10 protein-coding genes are annotated in these 18329 nt (G+C 57.9%); 6 read left to right on the top strand and 4 right to left on the bottom strand.

Features of this window, described 5'->3' with window-relative positions; all coding sequences use genetic code 11:
- The first annotated feature begins 170 nt into the window (after positions 1-170).
- The 6 genes from PMI30_RS17240 to PMI30_RS17265 all read left to right on the top strand — a co-directional run bounded on the left by PMI30_RS17240 (position 171) and on the right by PMI30_RS17265 (position 11121).
- The gene (locus PMI30_RS17240) at positions 171-2186 is read left to right on the top strand and encodes a type VI secretion system Vgr family protein (RefSeq protein WP_008009112.1); all 2016 of its coding nucleotides are present in this window, start codon (positions 171-173) and stop codon (positions 2184-2186) included.
- Positions 2176-2913 (top strand): DUF4123 domain-containing protein, encoded by a 738-nt coding sequence (locus PMI30_RS17245; protein WP_008009111.1) that lies wholly within the window; start codon positions 2176-2178, stop codon positions 2911-2913. Before PMI30_RS17240 ends, PMI30_RS17245 begins: the two co-directional genes overlap by 11 nt.
- Positions 2913-7676: an RHS repeat-associated core domain-containing protein gene (locus PMI30_RS17250; RefSeq protein WP_008009110.1), complete on the top strand. Its 4764-nt coding sequence runs from the start codon at positions 2913-2915 to the stop codon at positions 7674-7676. The genes PMI30_RS17245 and PMI30_RS17250 overlap by 1 nt, the downstream gene beginning before the upstream one ends.
- A gap of 8 nt (positions 7677-7684) precedes the next feature.
- Positions 7685-8107, top strand: a complete 423-nt coding sequence (locus tag PMI30_RS17255; RefSeq protein WP_008009109.1) for a hypothetical protein — start codon at positions 7685-7687, stop codon at positions 8105-8107.
- A gap of 1542 nt (positions 8108-9649) precedes the next feature.
- Positions 9650-9973, top strand: coding sequence for a hypothetical protein (locus tag PMI30_RS17260; RefSeq protein ID WP_008009108.1), 324 nt, complete (start codon positions 9650-9652; stop codon positions 9971-9973).
- A 308-nt stretch (positions 9974-10281) separates the two neighbouring features.
- The gene (locus tag PMI30_RS17265; RefSeq protein ID WP_008009107.1) at positions 10282-11121 is read left to right on the top strand and encodes a 23S rRNA (adenine(2030)-N(6))-methyltransferase RlmJ; all 840 of its coding nucleotides are present in this window, start codon (positions 10282-10284) and stop codon (positions 11119-11121) included.
- 133 nt (positions 11122-11254) lie between these two features.
- Here the strand turns inward: PMI30_RS17265 and msrA are convergent, their stop codons facing one another.
- The 4 genes from msrA to aceF all read right to left on the bottom strand — a co-directional run.
- Positions 11255-11902 carry a peptide-methionine (S)-S-oxide reductase MsrA gene (gene msrA, locus PMI30_RS17270; RefSeq protein ID WP_007903246.1) on the bottom strand — a complete coding sequence of 216 codons (648 nt, stop codon included), beginning with the start codon at positions 11900-11902 and terminating at the stop codon, positions 11255-11257.
- A 101-nt stretch (positions 11903-12003) separates the two neighbouring features.
- Positions 12004-14697: a putative bifunctional diguanylate cyclase/phosphodiesterase gene (locus PMI30_RS17275; RefSeq protein ID WP_008009106.1), complete on the bottom strand. Its 2694-nt coding sequence runs from the start codon at positions 14695-14697 to the stop codon at positions 12004-12006.
- 237 nt (positions 14698-14934) lie between these two features.
- A complete protein-coding gene (locus PMI30_RS17280; protein ID WP_008009105.1) occupies positions 14935-16332 on the bottom strand; it encodes an alkaline phosphatase D family protein in 1398 nt (465 codons plus the stop codon).
- Positions 16333-16615: 283 nt separating this feature from the next.
- Positions 16616-18329: dihydrolipoyllysine-residue acetyltransferase (aceF, locus tag PMI30_RS17285; protein WP_008009104.1), on the bottom strand; the 1714-nt coding region annotated here is incomplete at its 5' end.

The following is an 18329-nucleotide window of genomic DNA, read 5'->3' as shown; positions in this document are numbered from 1 at the left end:
CCCACAGGGGATATGGTGCTTCTGAAGGGAATGTATGTAGTCAAAAATTCTGTTTTATGAAGGGAGAGTCTTCATAAAAAGTAGGGAAAATCTGATTTCCTTGTCCCTCCGTCAACACCCCTTGTCGCTCATGCAGAATCGCCCGCCTTCATTCTGCAGAGACACATCGGATGTTCGCGCCTGCCAATCAACCGCGTTTCACGTTGACCCTCGACGGCGTCCAGAATGAGCTCAAGGTACTTGAGTTCACGGGCAAGGAAGCCATCAGCCAACCCTATCGCTTTGACCTGGAACTGGTCAGCGAGCGCCCGGACCTCGAACTCGAAAGCCTGCTGCACCGTCAGGCGTTTCTGAGTTTCGATGCACAAGGTTCCGGTATTCACGGTCAGATTTATCGCGTAGGCCAGAGCGATTCCGGCCAACGTCTGACGGGCTATCAAATCAGTCTCGTACCGCGTCTGGCGTATCTCGGGCAGCGTATCAATCAGCGGATTTTCCAGCATAAAAGCGTGCCGGCGATCGTCACGCAAATCCTCAAAGACCACGGCATCCAGCGCGATGCCTTCGAGTTCCGGCTCGGCAGCGACTATCCCGAGCGCGAGTATTGCGTGCAGTACGCCGAAAGCGATCTGGTATTCATTCAACGTCTGTGTGCCGAGATCGGCATTCACTACCATTTCCAGCACAGCCCCGACGGGCACTTGCTGGTGTTCGGCGATGACCAGACGGTTTTCCCACGGCTACCCGAACCGACGCTGTACCTGCCAGGCAGCGGGATGGCGGCAGATGCGCCAGCGATCAAGCGTTTCAACGTGCGCCTGGAAACCCGTACTACGGCGGTCGCTCGCCGGGACTACGACTTCCGTAAACCGCGTTTGCAACTCGAAAGCCGCCTCGACAGCGAGCAGCGACCGGTGCTGGAGGACTATCACTTTCCCGGCCAATTCACCGATCGCGAACACGGTAAACATCTGGCTCAACGGGCCCTGGAACGCCACGCGACGGACTACCGCCAGGCAGAAGGTCGCGGCGATGAATCTGCGTTGGTCAGTGGGCATTTCCTACACCTCGCCGAACATCCCCGTCAGGGATGGAACGATCTGTGGTTGATCACCGAAATCGAACACCGTGGTCGGCAGCCGCAAGTGCTGGAAGAGTCGGCCACCAGCGACAGCCCGGATGATTTCCAGGGCTATCGCAATACATTTCTGGCGACGCCGTGGGATGTTTCCTTTCGCCCGCCACTGGGGCCAGAAAAACCACGCTTGCTTGGCTATCAGTCCGCCGTGGTCACCGGCCCGACTGACAGCGAAATCCATTGCGACGAGTACGGTCGAGTCAAGGTCCAGCTCGCCTGGGACCGTGACGGTCAGCTCAACGAGCATTCCAGTTGCTGGCTGCGTGTCGCCACTGGCTGGGCGCACGACCGCTACGGCAGCGTGATGATTCCGCGCGTCGGTATGGAAGTGCTGGTGGGATTCGTCGACGCCGATGCCGACAAGCCGCTGGTCATGGGGTGTCTGCCCAACGCGGCGACCCCGGTGCCGCTCGATTTGCCAGCCGACAAGACCCGCAGCATTTTCCGCAGCCAAAGTAGTCCCGGTGGCGGCGGTTACAACGAATTGCGCATCGAGGATCGCAAAGGCGCCGAGGAAATCTACCTGCGCGCCCAGCGAAACTGGACTCAGCATGTACTGAACGATCAACAGGTGCAGGTCGACAACCAGCGCAGCATCGTCGTCACCGGCACCGCCCGCCATGAGTTGAAGGCTGATGAAAAACGCATCACCCACGGTCAGCGCCAGACCGAAGTGCGACTGGACGATCACTTGGTAGTGGTCGGCGACCGGCACATTCGCGTGACCAGTCAGGCCCTCAACGCCAGTCAGCAATTCCACGTCAGCGCCGGCCAGCAAGTGGTCATCGACGGCGGTGCCAGCGCGACCATTCAGGCGGGCGGGCAATGGATCAACATCGGGCCGGGCGGGATTTTCAGCAGCGTGCCGATTGTGGTCGGGGGTGCACCGATGGCGGCCATGGCCGCTGCGCCGAACTTGCCGGATGTTCCATTGAAACTCGCCGCCCCGGCGGCGCTGCTCAGTGCCGCACAAATACTCAGCCTGCAAAGCGACGCGCCATTCTGCGAAGAGTGCGAGCGCTGCAAGGGCGGTGTTTGTGCCGCCTGATGCCTTGTCACCTCACGCTTGGCTGGAACGCCAGCCACTGAAACCGTCGGAGCAACTGTTCGCGATTTTCAGCAGTGCCAGTGCGGCTGAACCGTTCAAAGCCTGGCAACGCTCGATCACCGCTCAAGCGCCGAGCCCGATCTGGGCCGACACCGCGTATGCCGAGTGGGAAGCGGTGATGCCCTATGTCGGAATCGTCGCTGTTGGCAGTGAGTTTCTGGAGTGGGTTGCTACGACCGAGTCCCGCGATTGGGGTTGGCTGGCAGTTTCTTCTGCTTCTCAAGAAGCGCTGGTCGAGCATTTGCGCAGCCTCACTCAAGTTCTTTTGCCAAACAACGACGCGGTGTTTTTTCGCTTCTGGGATGGGCGCTATTTGTTGCCGATTCTTCAGTCTGCCGACGTTAACGCCACGCAGTTAATGCCTGTCATTGACCGTTGTTTGATCAATGGGCAATCGCTTGATATCGGCGGCAGTGCATTGAAAACCGCCAGGGATTTTCCGTGGTGGGAAGTTTCTGAATCGCTGCTCAAACACCTCGCCACTGAGTCCGCCACAACCCGCATCAACAACTTGGTGAAGTGGTTGAGCGAGGAACGTCCAGATATTTATGAGGCGTTTTCCGAAAGCGTCTTGCGCCACAAGGTTGCGATCTTTCTTGAAACACCGAACCTGCCTCAAGCACCCAAAACAGCTTTGGTGGACTACCTGATGGCGGAGCTGAACTGATGGATCAGATCGTACGTATCGAGCAGGAGCTTGATGGTTTCAAAGACACGTTGAGTTTGTATCGCCAGCAACTTGGCAGCTTCTTGAGCAGGAATGTGGACAAGGTCAGTCGGGCTACGGACATGCCCTCGCTGATGGACATGGAACGCAAGATCAAGCTGGGAAATACCAGCAAGTCGGTCAGTAGTCGCGATGACGATTTTTTCTCCAGCGTTGCGCAATGTCCGGACAGCGGAATTCTGGAAATAGAGAGCAAGTTTGAATCGGTTTATGACATTCCGTTGGGGAATATTCAGGTCGATGTGATTGCTGTCGATGGCGGCGAGATCACGCCGGTCACGCTTGATGAAAATGGTAAAGGGCAGTTCGAAGGTACACCCGGCAAGTTCTACCGTGTTCATGTCCAGAGCGAAGTTACCCCGGCTCAAATCGATGATCTTTTCTCGTCCTACGATGGCTTGACCTCAGAGCTGGAAGGCTGGCTGCGCAAAGAGTGGGAGGGGTTCAAACCGCAATGGTCGCAGCAATCGGCTTCAGCTTCATTGGCGGCAGTGGGCAATGGAATGCTCGCGGGGAGTTGGGCAGCGATTCAGGCTGTTTGGGATGGCATTGGTGAGCTCACCGACATCCTGAAAGACCCCAACGCCTTCGCCGAAAAGCTCGGTGAAAGTGCCAGTCAACTCGCCAATCTGGCCGTGACTGCCCCAGACAAAATAGAAAAGGCCATGTTGCTGGCCAGCGACGAGGCGGCGCTGTGTTTGCTGATGCGCACCGCAGTGCTATGGCTCGAAACATTGCCGCCTTCGCAACTTGCCGGGTCCTCGGCTGAAGCCATTTCCAAAGTTGTGGTCGGTTTGGTCATCGACTTGTTGATTGGCGTGGTGCTGAGTGTCGTTGGGGTAGGCATTGCCTGGCTGACAGTGCGTCTGGCCAAGTACAGCGCGCAGATTTTTCAGGCCGTAATGGGCTTCGTGAAGTCGATGGTCGCGATCATCAACAACTTCATGGAGTACGTCGACCGCTATAAGAAAGTCGCCGCGCGCGGTGTTGCTGCGGGGCTGAAAAAGGGTCGCATGCAGCTGCGCTGGGATGCCAAACGCAATACCACGCTCAAACAAAACGAACACCACGACGACGCGTCGAAGCAGGCCACCAACCCCAACGGCGACAGCGCTGACTCCGCGGATAAAACCGCGACCAACAAATGCCCGGTCTCGATGGTCACCGGCGAGGAACTGCTGACCCTCACTGACGGTTCGCTGGACGGGATCCTGCCGTTCGACTTCACCCGGCTCTACCGCACCAGCGCCGCCGAGATCGATTGTGGGCTGGGCTTCGGCTGGAGCCATTCGCTCGCCCATCGGCTGGAAATCGAGGGTGATCAGGTCATCTGGATCGACCACGAAAACCGCCGCACCACCTTTCCGCTGCCAAACCGCGAACGCCCGGCGATCCACAACAGTTTGTCGCGGGCGGCGATTTATCTGGGCGATGAACCCGAAGAACTGATCCTCGCCCAGGCCGGCGAAGAAACCCGTTTCTACCACTTTCACAACGGTTTTCTGAGTGCGATCAGCGACGCGTACGACAACCGCCTGCGCATCACCCGCGACCGCCAGCAGCGCATCCAGCGCCTCGACAACGGCGCCGGCCGTGCCTTGCTGTTGCGCTATGACCGCGCCCATCTGATCGGCGTCGACTACCAGGTGTTTGTCCCCGCGCAGACCCTCGATGAGTCCTGGCACACTGAGCAAACACTGGTCAGTTACGGCTACGACGAACGCGATCAGCTGATCGAAGTGACCAACGCCGCCGGCGACAGCGAGCGTTACGACTACGACGACCAGCACGTGATCCTGCAGCGGCAACTGGCCGGTGGCGCGAGTTTCTTCTGGGAATGGGAACGGTCCGGCAAGGCCGCGCGCTGCATCCGCCACTGGGCGTCGTTTGCGCAGATGGAGGCGCGCTACGTCTGGGACGACCAAGGCAGCGTCACCGTCCATAACCTCGACGGCAGCGAAGAGGTGTACGTCCACGACGACCGGGCACGGCTGGTGCGCAAGGTCGAGCTGGATGGCGGCGAACAGCTCAAGGCCTATGACGAACAGGGCCGCTTGGTGGCCGAGCAGGATCCGCTGGGGGCCGTCACCGAATACCGTTATGACGAAGTCGGACGGTTGGTGGCATTGATTCCGCCACAAGACGAGCCAACGGCCTACGAGTACCGCAACGGTTTCCTGCACGCGCGCTATCGCGGCAAAGCCATATGGAAATACCAGCGCAACGCCCAGGGCGACGTCACTGAGGCCACCGATCCGGACGGCCAGGTCACCCACTATCACTACGACCCTCAGGGGCGGTTGCTGTCGATCCGCTACCCCGACACCAGCCGCCATGTGTTCGTCTGGAATGCCTTGGGCCAACTGGTCGAGGAAACGCTGCCGGACGGCGGTCAGCGGCGCTTTTCCTACGACGTACTGGGCCGAAGGATTACCCGTCAGGACGAACATGGTGCCGTTACTCGTTACCAATGGGACGCCATCGGCCGACTGATTCAGACAACCCTGCCGACTGGCGCCACACGCGGATTCAGCTACAACGCCTACGGCCAGATCACCGCTGAACGCGATGAACTGGGCCGCGTCACCCGCTACGAATACGCCGACGATTTGCACCTGGTCAGCCGCCGCATCAACCCCGACGGCACCCAGCTCCAGTACCGCTACGACAACGCGCAGCTGCTGCTCACGGACATCGAAAACGAAGCCGGCGAACACTATCGGCTGGACTACACCCCCGGCGGATTGATCCGACAGGAAACCGGTTTCGACGGCCGCCGCACGGCGTATGCCTACGATCTCAACGGGCAGCTGCTGGAGAAAACCGAGTTCGGCGATGACGGTTCGCAACTGGTTACGAGGTATCAACGGGATTCGGCCGGACGGTTACTGGTCAAGACCCTGCCCGACGGCATCCAGGTCGAGTATCGCTACGACAGCCTTGGCCGACTGATCGGCGTCGACGACGGCCACGATCACCCGCTGGAATTCGAGTACGACCAGCAAGACCGGCTGATCACCGAGCACCAGGGTTGGGGCACCTTACGTTATGGCTACGACGCCTGCGGCCAGCTCAACCGCCTGCGCCTGCCGGACGGCAGCAAACTCGACTACCACCACGCCAAGGGCGGCGCGCTGACGGCCATCGACCTCAACGGCGCGCGGCTCACCAGTCACCAATTTTCCTTTGGCCGCGAACAACAACGCCAACAAGGTCAACTGACCAGCCAGTACCACTACGACGAACAAGGCCGGTTAAAAGCCCACGCGATCAACCAGCCAACCCGACCGCTGTACATGCGCCACTACAGCTACGCGGTGAACGGCAACCTGGCGACCATCGCCGACAGCCGTCATGGCCAACGCAGTTATTACTACGACCCGCTCAACCGCCTGACTCGCGTGCGCCACACCCGCGACGAGCCGCCGGAAAGCTTCGCCCACGACCCGGCCGGCAACCTGCTGATGCAGGATCGGCCCGGCGCAGCGACCGTCAAAGGCAACCGCCTGCTGATGCAGGGCGACCGGCATTACGACTACGACGCCTTCGGCAATCTGATCCGCGAACGTCGCGGCACCGGGCAGAAACTCGTCACCGAGTATCGCTACGACTGCCAGCATCGCTTGGTCGGCGTAACGACCCCGAATGGACGTTGCACCAGCTACCGCTACGACGCCTTCGGCCGCCGTATCAGCAAATCCGTCGATGGCAAAACAACCGAGTTCTTCTGGCAGGGCGACCAGCTCATCGCCGAAAGCAGCAAAGAGCATTACCGCAGCTATGTCTACGAACCCGGCAGCTTCCGCCCGCTGGCCCTGCTCGACGGCAAAGGCCCGAAAAAGGCCTGCCCGTTCTACTACCAACTCGATCACCTAGGCACGCCGCAGGAACTGACCGATTTCGGTGGCGAAATTGTCTGGTCGGCGAAGTACAACGCCTACGGCAAAGTCACGCGTCTGGCGTTCGGCGGGGGTGAGCAGCTTGAGCAACCGTTACGGTTTCAGGGCCAATACTTCGACGCCGAGAGCGGCCTGCATTACAACCGGCATCGGTACTATGATCCGGAGGTCGGACGGTACCTGACGCCTGATCCGATCAAGTTGGTGGGGGGGCTGAACCAGTACCAGTACACGCCGAATCCGACGGGGTGGGTTGATCCGTTGGGGTTGAGCGGGAATTGTCCGCCGCCCAATAAGTCAGGGTGTCAGGCGCCGGATGATACGACTGGGGTTAAGGTTGATGAGGGTGAGCCGGCACTGCCGAAGCCCAAGTTAAGTGCTGCGGAGCTTGCCAAGAAAGAAGTTAAGAGATTGAACGACAGTCAGGGCATGCATATGGTTGGAAAGCATGATCCTGAGATCTCAGAGACCAAATGGAAACAACGAGCTATCGATGGTACGAATCCAATAACTGGAAGAAAACCTTGGCACGAACGTGGGGTTCCGAGCTCCCGATTTAACAGCTGGGAGTTGATGCTTGAAGCTTACACTCTTGCAACAACGAGAACGGAACGCGGGTTGACTCGATTTACCGGAAAAGACGGTAATCAAAAGGACATAGTCAGGATGAGACTTCCGGGCGCGGGGGAAGGTTACGTACCGAATGCTAGATCCAAGGACAATCCGAGGCGTATAGAATTAGATGGCTTCGAGATGAAATTTGACGATTCCGGAATTCCGTTTACTTTATATCCGATTAAGTGAGAAGAATTATGTATATTGATACCGGTACAGGGCAGCCATATATTCCGACTCCTTCATATTTTTTAGGTTGTTTCGATATTTATGACCAAGAAGAAACGCTTGGAGAGGAGTTAGAGCGGTTTAATCCGAATGATGCCGCGGACAGGGAAGAGTTAATTCTCAAGTATTGCCTGGTCGGGAATTGTACATATCGACAACGATTTTTACTTTATAAGTGCTTGGAGAAAGCCCTTCAGGACGAACGCTACGATTTCAAATCACTGCTGAGATATGATCCCGAGGCTTATTCCTCGTTTCCCTGTGGGTGGGATGAGATGGAAAATACCAGGACTTTTTTTGAAGATATTCTCCGGTTAGCAGCCGTCGAATGGAAAGACGACCTCCATAAAGCCAGTGTTGAAGACCAGGCTACTTGGATAACCGTTAACTAACTTTCATTGGCTGTGACTGCCAAAGGGGGCGGATTTATTTTTGCTGCCAGCTTCGAAGGTGTTGTTATAGAACAACAAATAAATCCATCCCCTTTTTGGTCCTGGCTAGCGAAGAGTGGAAGAGTGATCTTCAAAAAGCTAGTCTCGAAGATCACTCTAGTTGGTAAATTTTTTATGTCTGAGAATATAACGCGAGAGTTGATATTTGAATGGGCGTATAACGACGTCGTTATTGATATGTATGAAAGTGGCGATGACGGTGATGCTGCAATTTTCGAAAGTACAGTAATGAGTATTTTTGGTGCGAAGGGGTTGCTGGAGTTCGCTGCAGATCCAAAATGCCCGAGTAGATTGTATTTTGCTAAGTTGTTGTCGCACTCTTTTTTATGGATGTTTAGGCGCGGTACAAAATTGCCTTTTCATTTTTCTAGATTTCGCGGAATTATGTCGAGAGATGAGTATAGGCAAGAGCTTCTAAGGCGTGAAGACGAACTATATGAGCTGTGTTTGGTCCTGGATAGTATGCGGGCTATAAATGATTCTGCAATTAAGTCTTTATACAAGCAGGTCCTGGATTTTAGGCATGATCAACGCGACAGTGACTCTAGGTTCTACTATGAGTGTCGCGCTAGATTAGATTTTAAGTTATTTGAGTAGGAGGCTATTTTGGTTTATCGCGTTTTGTTGTCGGTATACTGACAAAATAAGTATATCCATCCGCGTTTATCAGTGATGTTTAACGGGCCGCTACTTTGAAGATAGTGAAATCTACTCGCTTCGATGATGTCGATCACGATTTTGGATGTGAGTACCGTGGTTATAACTACGACATACAGAATGAAGAGGATGTGTTTCTGACCAGAATTTACGATGACGAACCAGGAAAGGCAACGGTAGTACGTCCGACTACGATGTCTAAAAACGGTAACCTTAGAAAGCTTGTTGAGTTCTTACAATCCGAGCTAGGGGTGTCCAAGATCTATCTCTACAAGGGCGATTTGGGGAATTACGCCGAGATCGATCTTGATAGCTTGGTATTCTGCTCCGTCTGAAGTCGACGGCAAGAAAGTGGCAGGCGTTTTTACACACTCTGGGCCGTATTCTGTCGTTGCTGAGCGGCAGCTATAGGTGGTGAATTCAACAGGTGGCGAAATCAAGCCAAGCTTCAGTGAAGCCTTTCGCCACGTTTGCTTTTTTGAGCGAAATTTCTGGGCAAGGTCGTCGGAAGTTTCCTTCAAGACGTATCGGTTTCCATGAACTGGTGCGAGGTGAGATCCATGGATATTCTTTGACTGTCGCTGCAAATGCAGTGGCAGGGTGTAGGAACCCTTGAAGGTCATTCGCGCATCAGTACTGTCGTTTGATTTGCGGCACTTTATACGTGCCCGTAACATCGTTCGCGGCGGCTGTGTGCGGGACACGTTTCGACGTGGCTGAGTTTGATGGCCCTCAGTTTCCTACTCCCGCGCACGGCTGCCACCCAAAGCCCGTAGGAAGGCCGTTGGTAGCTTTTTGAGTTAATAGCTAAAGGCCTATCAAATAATGACGACCCTTACACCCGATCCACCCTACGAAAAAATAATCCCTCATCCCCAAAACCGCTTCATGGCATTGACCAGTAACTGCACCGACATGCCCACGCTGTTCGTCGATACCCACGCGCCGCTCGATGTTTTATACGACGCGGCCAACTATCGAATTCGCGCCGTCACGCAGGTGCTTGAGAACATGTCGATGCGCGGTTCAGTCGAGTGCGAATCCTTCATTCTCAGTGACTTTGCCTTGCTCTGCGCCATTCCTCTGAGGGATGGCTGTGATGTGCTGGATGTGATTGGGCGGCGGTTGCGGGCGATGTCTTCGCAATAGCGACTGGCTGCTTTTGTGGCGAGGGGGCTTGCCCCCGTTGGGCTGCGCAGCGGCCCCAAAATCTGCAACCCGGTTTTGTCAGTTGCTCCGAGGGGCTTGGTTTGGCGACTGCTTCGCAGTCGAGCGGGAGCAAGCTCCCTGGCCACAGGTTTTTGTGGGTGCTGGGATGTTTTGGGGCTGCTGCGCAGCCCAACGGGGGCAAGCCCCCTCGCCACAGGGTTTGTGGGGCTGCAAGTGCCCGCTCGGCTGTGAGGTCCTGACGTTCTGCGCCGTACAAGGTAAACTTCCCGGCCTTCGCAGGAGCAATCATGAATTATCGTCACGCCTTCCATGCCGGCAATCACGCCGATGTGTTCAAACACCTGACTTTGACCCGCCTCATCGCCTTGATGTCGCGCAAGGAGCAGCCGTTTGCCTATCTCGACACTCACGCCGGTATTGGTCTGTATGACCTGCAGGGTGATCAGGCGAGCCGTACCGGTGAGTACCTGGAAGGGATCGCGCGGTTGTGGGATCAGCCGGATTTGCCGGCGCTGACTGCCGATTACATGAAGGTGCTGCACGACATGAACCCGGATGGCCAGTTGCGCTATTACCCAGGGTCGCCGGAGTTGGCGCGGCGTCTGACGCGGCCGCAGGATCGGCTGATGCTCAACGAGAAGCACCCCGAAGACGGCTTGCTGCTCAAGGACAACATGGCCGGCGATCGTCGGGTGAAGGTGCATTTGGGCGAAGGCTGGCATGTGCCGCGGGCGATGTTGCCGGTGCAGGAGAAGCGGGCGGTGATGTTGATTGATCCGCCGTTCGAACAGCTCGATGAGATGCAGCGTTGTGCGGCGTCTTTGAAAGAGGCGATTGGCCGGATGCGGCAGACGGTGGCGGCGATCTGGTACCCGGTGAAGGACCAGCGCATGTTGCGTCGTTTTTATCAGGACCTGGCTGGCACGGGCGCGCCGAAGTTGTTGCGGGTGGAGTTGTTGGTGCATCCGCTGGATACGCCCAATAGCCTGAATGGTTCGGGGTTGGCGATTGCCAATCCGCCATGGGGGCTTGAAGAGGAATTGCGTGAGTTGCTGCCGTGGTTGTCCAAGAAGCTTGGGCAGACCCAGGGTGGGTGGCAGATGGATTGGTTGATTGCTGAGAGTTAATCAATTGCATGAGTTGTCGTTCCCACGCTCTGCGTGGGAATGCAGCCCGGGACGCTCCGCGTCCCTGCCGAAGCGGACGCAGAGCGTCCATTGAGGCATTCCCACGCAGAGCGTGGGAACGATCAGTACGGCGTCAGATCGGGCAGGTCACGCCTGTACCGCCAATCCCGCAATACCCTTCAGGGTTTTTCGCCAGGTACTGCTGGTGATAGGCCTCGGCGAAGTAGAACGTCGGCGCTTCTTCGATTTCGGTGGTGATGGTGCCTTTGCCAGCCTTGGTCAACTCGGCCTGGAACACTTGTTCGCTGTGTTTGGCGGCGGCCAATTGTGCCGGGTTGGTGGCATAGATCACCGAGCGGTACTGGGTGCCGATGTCATTGCCCTGGCGCATGCCCTGGGTCGGGTTGTGCAGTTCCCAGAACATCTTCAGCAGTTCTTCATAGCTGACTTTTGCCGGCTCGTAGACCACTAGTACCACTTCGCTGTGGCCGGTCAGGCCCGAGCAGACTTCTTCATACGTCGGGTTCGGCGTAAAGCCGCCGGCGTAACCCACCGCCGTACTGACCACGCCTTCGCGCTGCCAGAACTTACGCTCCGCGCCCCAGAAGCAGCCCAGGCCGAAGATCGCGAAATCCACGTCCATCGCGAACGGGCCCAGCAGCGGGGCGTCGTGGACGAAGTGTTTTTCCGGCACGGTCATTGGGGTTTCGCGGCCAGGCAGAGCTTGTTCTTTAGTCGGGAGCACGTTTTTGTTCACCAGGATTTCCGAGCGCAGAACCATGATCAGTCCTCTCAGTCAGGTTGAGATGTAAATAAACAGACCACCAGTGTGCCCAATGATGCCAAGTTAATCACTACCCAAAATGTGGGAGCGGTGTGCTGTCAGGCGATTGGACCACGCGGGTAACGTTTGAGCTTTTCGATCAGCTCGGAACCCGGGATTGGTCGGTCGAACAGGTAGCCCTGGCCGACGTCGCAGCGGTGGCGGCGCAGGAAGGCGAGCTGCTCGGCCGTCTCGATGCCTTCAGCCACGACCTTGAGTTTCAGGTTGTGGGCCATGGCGATCACTGCAGAGGTGATTTCCATGTCGTCCTGGTTGTCCGGGATTTCGTGGATGAAGCTTCGATCGATCTTGATGATGTCGATCGGGAATTTTTTCAGGTAGCTGAGCGACGAGTAACCAGTGCCGAAGTCATCCATGGCCAGGGTCAGGCCCAGGCGCTTGAGCTGGTCGAGCTGCAAGTGGGTGTCTTCGGTGGCTTCCAGCAGCAGGCCTTCGGTCAGCTCCAGCTCCAGCAGGTTCGCCGGCAGCTCTTCTTCCTTGAGGATGTTGGCGATGGACGCTACCAGGTCCGGGTCGGAGAACTGTTTGGGCGACAGGTTGATCGCCACTTGCAGGTTGCCGAGGCCGGCGGCGGTCAGGTCTTTGCTCATGCGGCAGGCCTGGCGGGCGATCCATTTGCCGATCGGGATGATCAGCCCGGTTTCTTCGGCGACGCTGATGAACTGGTCCGGGCGGATCATGCCTTTTTCCGGATGGTTCCAGCGCAGCAGCGCTTCCATGCCCAGCAAGCGACCGCTGCGCAGGCACAGCTTGGGCTGGTAGAACACGTCCAGCTCGTTCTGGGTCAGGGCGCGGCGCAGGTTGTTTTCGACGAACAGTTTGTAGCTGGCTTCTGCATTCAGCGCTTCGGTGAACACCTGCACCTGGTGTTTGCCGTTGGCCTTGGCCTTGTGCAGCGCCAGGCCTGCGTTGCGCATCAGCGTCTGAGGGTCGCGACCGTGCAGCGGCGCGCAGGCCAGCCCCACGGAGCCGGTGACGCTGATCAACTGGTTGTCGACGAACATCGGCTTGTCGAGGGTTGCCAGCAATTGGTTGGCGACCTGCTGGCCTGTCGAGAGGTCGGTGTCGTCCAGCAGCACGGCGAATTCGTTACTGGCGAAGCGCGCCAGGCTGCCACTCGGGCTCAGGCTGTTGCGCAAGCGTCGCGCCAGGCTGATCAGCAGTTTGTCGCCGGTCTGGTGACCGAGGCTGTCGTTGATCCGCTTGAAGTTGTCGATGTCCACCAGCAGCAGGCTGATTGGCGTATCGCTGTCTCGGGCGAAGCGTTCGTCGAGGTTGCGGATGAACGCCGGGCGGTTGCCGAGGTTGGTCAGGTTGTCGGTATAGGCCAGGCGCTCGATGCGCTGCTGGGCGAGCTTGGTCTGGGTGATGTCTTCGTAGATGCCGATGTAGTGCGTCAGCTCACGGTTGTCGCCGTAGACCTTGGAAATCGACAGCTGGCCCCAGTAGGGTTCGAGGTTCTTGCGCCGGCTCTTGAACTCGCCCTGCCAGCTGTTGCTCTTGGCCAGCGCCGACGGTGCGTCGAACAGCAGTTCGCTGAGGTTTTCCAGTGCCGGCAGTTCCGACAGCCGCTGGCCGTGGACTTCCTCGGTGGTGTACTGGGTGATCGCGGTAAAGCTTGGATTGACGTACTCCACCACGCCATCGCAATTGACCAGCAGGAAGGCGTTGGCGCTTTGCTCCACCGCACGCTGGAACAAGTGCAGGGCGCTGGTGGCGGTGCGGCGGTTGTGGTTGTTGATGACCTGGGCGAACTGATCCGCCAGCTCGCCGGCAAAGGCGATTTCGTCCGACTGCCAGGCGCGGGTCGCCCCGATCTGCTCCAGGCAGAGCACGCCGACCACTTGGCCGTCGACGCGGATGCTGGCGTCGAGCATGGCGTTGACGTCGCGCGGGCGCAGGCTCTCGGCTATTTCCCGGGTGCGCGGGTCGCGCATGGCGTTGTGGGCGTCGATGGCACGGCCGGTGTGCAAGGCTTCGAGGTAATCGGGGAAACCACTGGCATCGATCGGCTCCGGCAGTTGGTGATTGCGGGTGGCGCGGTGATAGGCCGAGATCGGCGTCAGTAGCGAGCCGTCGAGGTTCCACAGGCTGGCGCAGTCGATCTCATAGATATCACAGGCACTGCGGGTGATCAGCTCGGCGGCTTCTTGCAAGGAATTGTTGGTGCTGTAGCGCTGGCGGGTCAGCAACAGAATCAGATCTTGCTGGGCGCGTACCCGGTCCAGGTGCTGCAGTTGTTCCTGTTGGGCGCGTTGATTGAGTTCCAGGGCAATTTGCAGGCGTGAGTTCTGGGTTTCCAGGTCCAGTACCGGCAGCAGCGGTTCATCAATGAACAGGCCGTCTACCACCATCAGGTAGCCGCGCAGCAGGTGTCGATTGTGTTGTTTGTAAGCTTCGCCCAGTTCCAGCAGGCTCAGTACCCCTGCGGCGGTGTGCAAGGTGTAGCGGATCAGGTAATGCGGGCTATTGGTGAGTTGCTGCTGGATCGTGTCATGCAGTTGATAGCGCGCTTCGGGCTCCATCAGGCTGGCATAGGGCGAGCCGACCAGAGCACAGAGCTCCACTGCCGGCAGGCCAAATTGTCGTTCGCAATTGGGGTCGAGAAACAGCAGCGCCCAGCTCGGTTCATTCAGCCGTTCGAAACGCAGCATGCCGAGCCGCGAGGGCACAGGCAACTGCGTCACTACCTCGGCCACCATACGGCTGGCGGCATCGGGTTGGCTCTTCATATAGAGGGAAACTCGCTTCGAATATGCTGATCGCGCCGGGCTCTCGCCCTCTTTACTGTTGTCTGCGGCAAGGTTGCATCATTGCGACACCGACTGACAAGAGACATGAAGGCCAAGTGCTATAAGAATATGTCGGCAGGCATGAAGAATTCTCCAGCGAGGCGTCGAAAAGTAATGCTGTGAGTCAAAAGATCGCAGCCTTCGGCAGCTCCTGCAAGGCTGCGATCTTTTCCGCAATCAACGCAATTTTAGGGTGATCGACTGCAGTTGTTTGCCATCCCGGTCGTGATAATTGACGCGAACCTGTTCAGCATCGACGACCAGATGCGCGAAATTATCCTGGCTGATCACCTCACTGGTCAGCTCATGCCGATAATCTCCCGCGGCCGTTCGGGCTAACGCTTGGTCGAAGATGAAGGTCGATGCCTTGGCATACGGCAGCAGCTTGCTGTTGCATAGAGGTGAAGACACGATGGTGTGAACTTCGAAGTCCGGTACCTCACTGTGAGTCAGGCGACTGGTCAGCGAGCCGTGGACATCACCGGAAATGAAGAAGACGTTCTTGACGCGACGCGTACGAATCGTCTCCAGTAGCCTTAGTCGTTGTTCCGGGAAGGCTTTCCAGGCGTCATCACCGTGCAGCTTGCGGTCGGGGTAGAACATGACGCTGGTGACCACGAATTTGACCCGGGCCGGGCTGTTGATCAGCCATTTGAGCAGCGCCTGTTCCTGTTCTTCATCAAGAATGCGCCGGTCGCTGGCCGACAGATTGCGTCGGGTTCGGCTGTCGGTGATAAACCATTCGATATCGCCCTCGGTGAATTGATACCAATAGTGCGGCAGCCGTGCTCTGTTTACTTGCCCGTTGGCAAGCAGTTCATGTACGGGGCTGTGGCTGACCTGATAGAGCTCATACGCAGCCATGGCATTTCTGTATAAGTGAACATCACTCTTACTTGCATTGGCTGGCCAGTTGTCTTCAATTTCATGGTCGTCGAGGATCATGTAAGTTGGCACGCCGGACATTAACGCCGATATATGAGGCTGAGAAAAAGCCTTGCGGTATTTGCTGAGGATGTCCTTGTATTCCCGGTCGGGGGCCACGAGGTTCAGGTCATCGACGTAGATTTGGTCGCCAGTCATCAGCATGGCGCTGATGGGCGGTTCGGCGTGTTCCGCCAGGTTTGTGATCGAGGCAAAGATCCGGTCGCCCACATGCGGGGCTGACGCAATGCCGGCGGTCATTCGCAGGTAACGACATGAGCCGACGATATAAGCCCGTGGCGTGGTGGTTTTGCTGGACTGCGTGCGAAAGCGATAGATCTCCCGCGGCCATTGCAGCGGCAGTTCCTGAGCTGTCTCCACGGTATGCACCGGGCTCATGGGGCTGAACCAGCCCGCCTGGTATTCATAGTCGGTATCGGTGGCAAGGTCGTTGAGGGCAATCACATCGGACATATCGCGCAAGATAGTCAGTTTTACAAATACGCCTTTGGGCCAGTGGCCCTCGCCGGTGCGTCGATAACGGATGCCTGCAAATACCAAGGCATCATTCTGTAATTCGCCGCGTAAGAAAATGCGGGCATGGTTAGTTGTAGTGTGGCCAATAATCGGGCCGACAGTCGGTTTGAACATGTTCGAATCCATTCGAAGTAATGCTAACTAAGCAGATTAGGTTGTCGAAGTTTCTATTGGAAATTATCCGAACTAAGCTTAGTTATTGGCGCGCAAAAAATATCGGGCGGAAGTGGACTTGAGTTGTAGGCGGCGTAAGCCATGAGTGTAGGAATAAAGCTCGGAAGAGGGCATTTTTCGAGGCAAAAAAAGCCCCGCCAAATTGGCGGGGTTGAGGTACGAGCGTGGCGCTCGGAAAACATGGAACGCGACAGGCCCTCCGGTGAAGGAGGGCCGGCCGGTGTTACAGCAGGATGGTGCGGATGTCCGCCAGCAGGTCGCTCAGACGCTTGGTGAAGCGTGCAGCAGCGGCGCCGTTGATCACACGGTGATCGTAGGACAGCGACAGCGGCAGCATCAGTTTCGGCTGGAAGGCTTTGCCGTCCCAGACTGGCTGGATGGTTGCCTTGGAAACACCGAGGATCGCCACTTCCGGCGCGTTGACGATCGGCGTGAAGCCGGTGCCGCCAATGTGGCCGAGGCTGGAAATGGTGAAGCAGGCGCCTTGCATGTCGTCAGCGGTGAGCTTTTTGTCGCGGGCCTTGGCGGCCAGCACGGCGGCTTCGGCTGCCAGTTGCAACAGGCTCTTCTGGTCGACGTTCTTGATGACCGGTACCAGCAGGCCGTCCGGGGTGTCGACCGCGAAGCCGATGTTCACGTACTTCTTGCGGATGATCGCCTTGCCGCTTGGCGCCAGCGAACTGTTGAAGTCCGGCAGTTCCTTGAGCAGGTGCGCGCAGGACTTGAGCAGCAACGGCAGGATGGTCAGCTTGACGCCAGCCTTCTCTGCAACGGCTTTCTGGGCAATACGGAACGCTTCCAGCTCGGTGATATCAGCCGAATCGAACTGAGTCACGTGAGGAATGTTCAGCCAGCTGCGATGCAGGCTCGACGCGCCGATTTGCATCAGGCGTGTCATCGGCACTTCTTCGGTTTCGCCGAAACGGCTGAAGTCCACGACCGGAATCGGCGGGATGCCCGCGCCGCCAGTTGCGCCGCCAGCGGCCGGTGCTTCCTTGGCCTTCTGCATCATGGCCTTGACGTAAACCTGCACGTCTTCTTTCAGCACACGACCGTGCGGGCCGCTTGGGCTGACCGCGCTCAGCTCGACGCCGAATTCACGGGCGAGTTGGCGAACAGCCGGGCCTGCATGAACTTTGGCGCCTGGCTTGGCCGGGGCAGCAGCAGGTGCGGCAGGTGCCGGAGCAGCAGGTGCTGCGGCGGCTGGAGCAGGCGCGCTCGGTGCAGCAGCGGCCGGAGCCGGGGCCGCAGCAGGCGCAGCGCCTTTGACTTTCAGCTTCAGGATCAGGTCGCCAGTACCGACTTCGTCATCCAGCTTGATGGAAACGCTTTCCACCACGCCAGCGGCAGGCGATGGAATTTCCATGCTCGCCTTGTCGGATTCCAGAGTGATCAGCGACTGGTCGGCGGCGACAGTGTCGCCAGCCTTGACCAGCACTTCGATGATCTTGGCCTTGCCCGCCGAACCGATGTCCGGGACGTGAATGTCCTGAACAGTGTCGGCAACCGGAGCCGCCGGAGCCGGAGCCGCAGCGGCTGGCGCTGGAGCAGCGGCAGCAGGCGCAGCAGCCTGGGCTGGCGCGGCCGCGGCCGGTGCAGCAGCACCCGCCACTTTCAACGCCAGAATCAGGTCGCCCGTGCCGACTTCGTCGTTGAGCTTGACGCTGATGCTTTCGACCACGCCAGCGGCAGGCGATGGAATTTCCATGCTCGCCTTGTCGGATTCCAGGGTGATCAGCGACTGATCAGCCGCGACGGTGTCGCCGACCTTGACCTGAATCTCGATGATCTGGGCCTTGCCCGACGAACCGATGTCCGGCACGTGGACTTGCAAAGTGGTGGCAGCAGCAGGCGCGGCAGCTGGAGCGGCCGGCGCTTTCGCGGCAGCAGGCGCAGCTTCAGCCTTGGCCGCTGGCGCAGCGGCAGCCGCAGGGGGC

It is taken from the genome of Pseudomonas sp. GM50, assembly GCF_000282375.1.
In the GTDB taxonomy this organism is placed as follows: domain Bacteria; phylum Pseudomonadota; class Gammaproteobacteria; order Pseudomonadales; family Pseudomonadaceae; genus Aquipseudomonas.
This window is presented reverse-complemented; position numbering and strand designations above follow the sequence as displayed.

Coding starts and splice junctions, on each gene's coding strand:
- PMI30_RS17250 (WP_008009110.1), top strand. CDS start 2,913: ATGGATCAGATCGTACGTATCGAGCAGGAGCTTGATGGTTTCAAAGAC.
- PMI30_RS17280 (WP_008009105.1), bottom strand. CDS start 16,332: ATGTTCAAACCGACTGTCGGCCCGATTATTGGCCACACTACAACTAAC.
- msrA (WP_007903246.1), bottom strand. CDS start 11,902: ATGGTTCTGCGCTCGGAAATCCTGGTGAACAAAAACGTGCTCCCGACT.
- PMI30_RS17275 (WP_008009106.1), bottom strand. CDS start 14,697: ATGAAGAGCCAACCCGATGCCGCCAGCCGTATGGTGGCCGAGGTAGTG.
- PMI30_RS17255 (WP_008009109.1), top strand. CDS start 7,685: ATGTATATTGATACCGGTACAGGGCAGCCATATATTCCGACTCCTTCA.
- PMI30_RS17240 (WP_008009112.1), top strand. CDS start 171: ATGTTCGCGCCTGCCAATCAACCGCGTTTCACGTTGACCCTCGACGGC.
- PMI30_RS17260 (WP_008009108.1), top strand. CDS start 9,650: ATGACGACCCTTACACCCGATCCACCCTACGAAAAAATAATCCCTCAT.
- PMI30_RS17265 (WP_008009107.1), top strand. CDS start 10,282: ATGAATTATCGTCACGCCTTCCATGCCGGCAATCACGCCGATGTGTTC.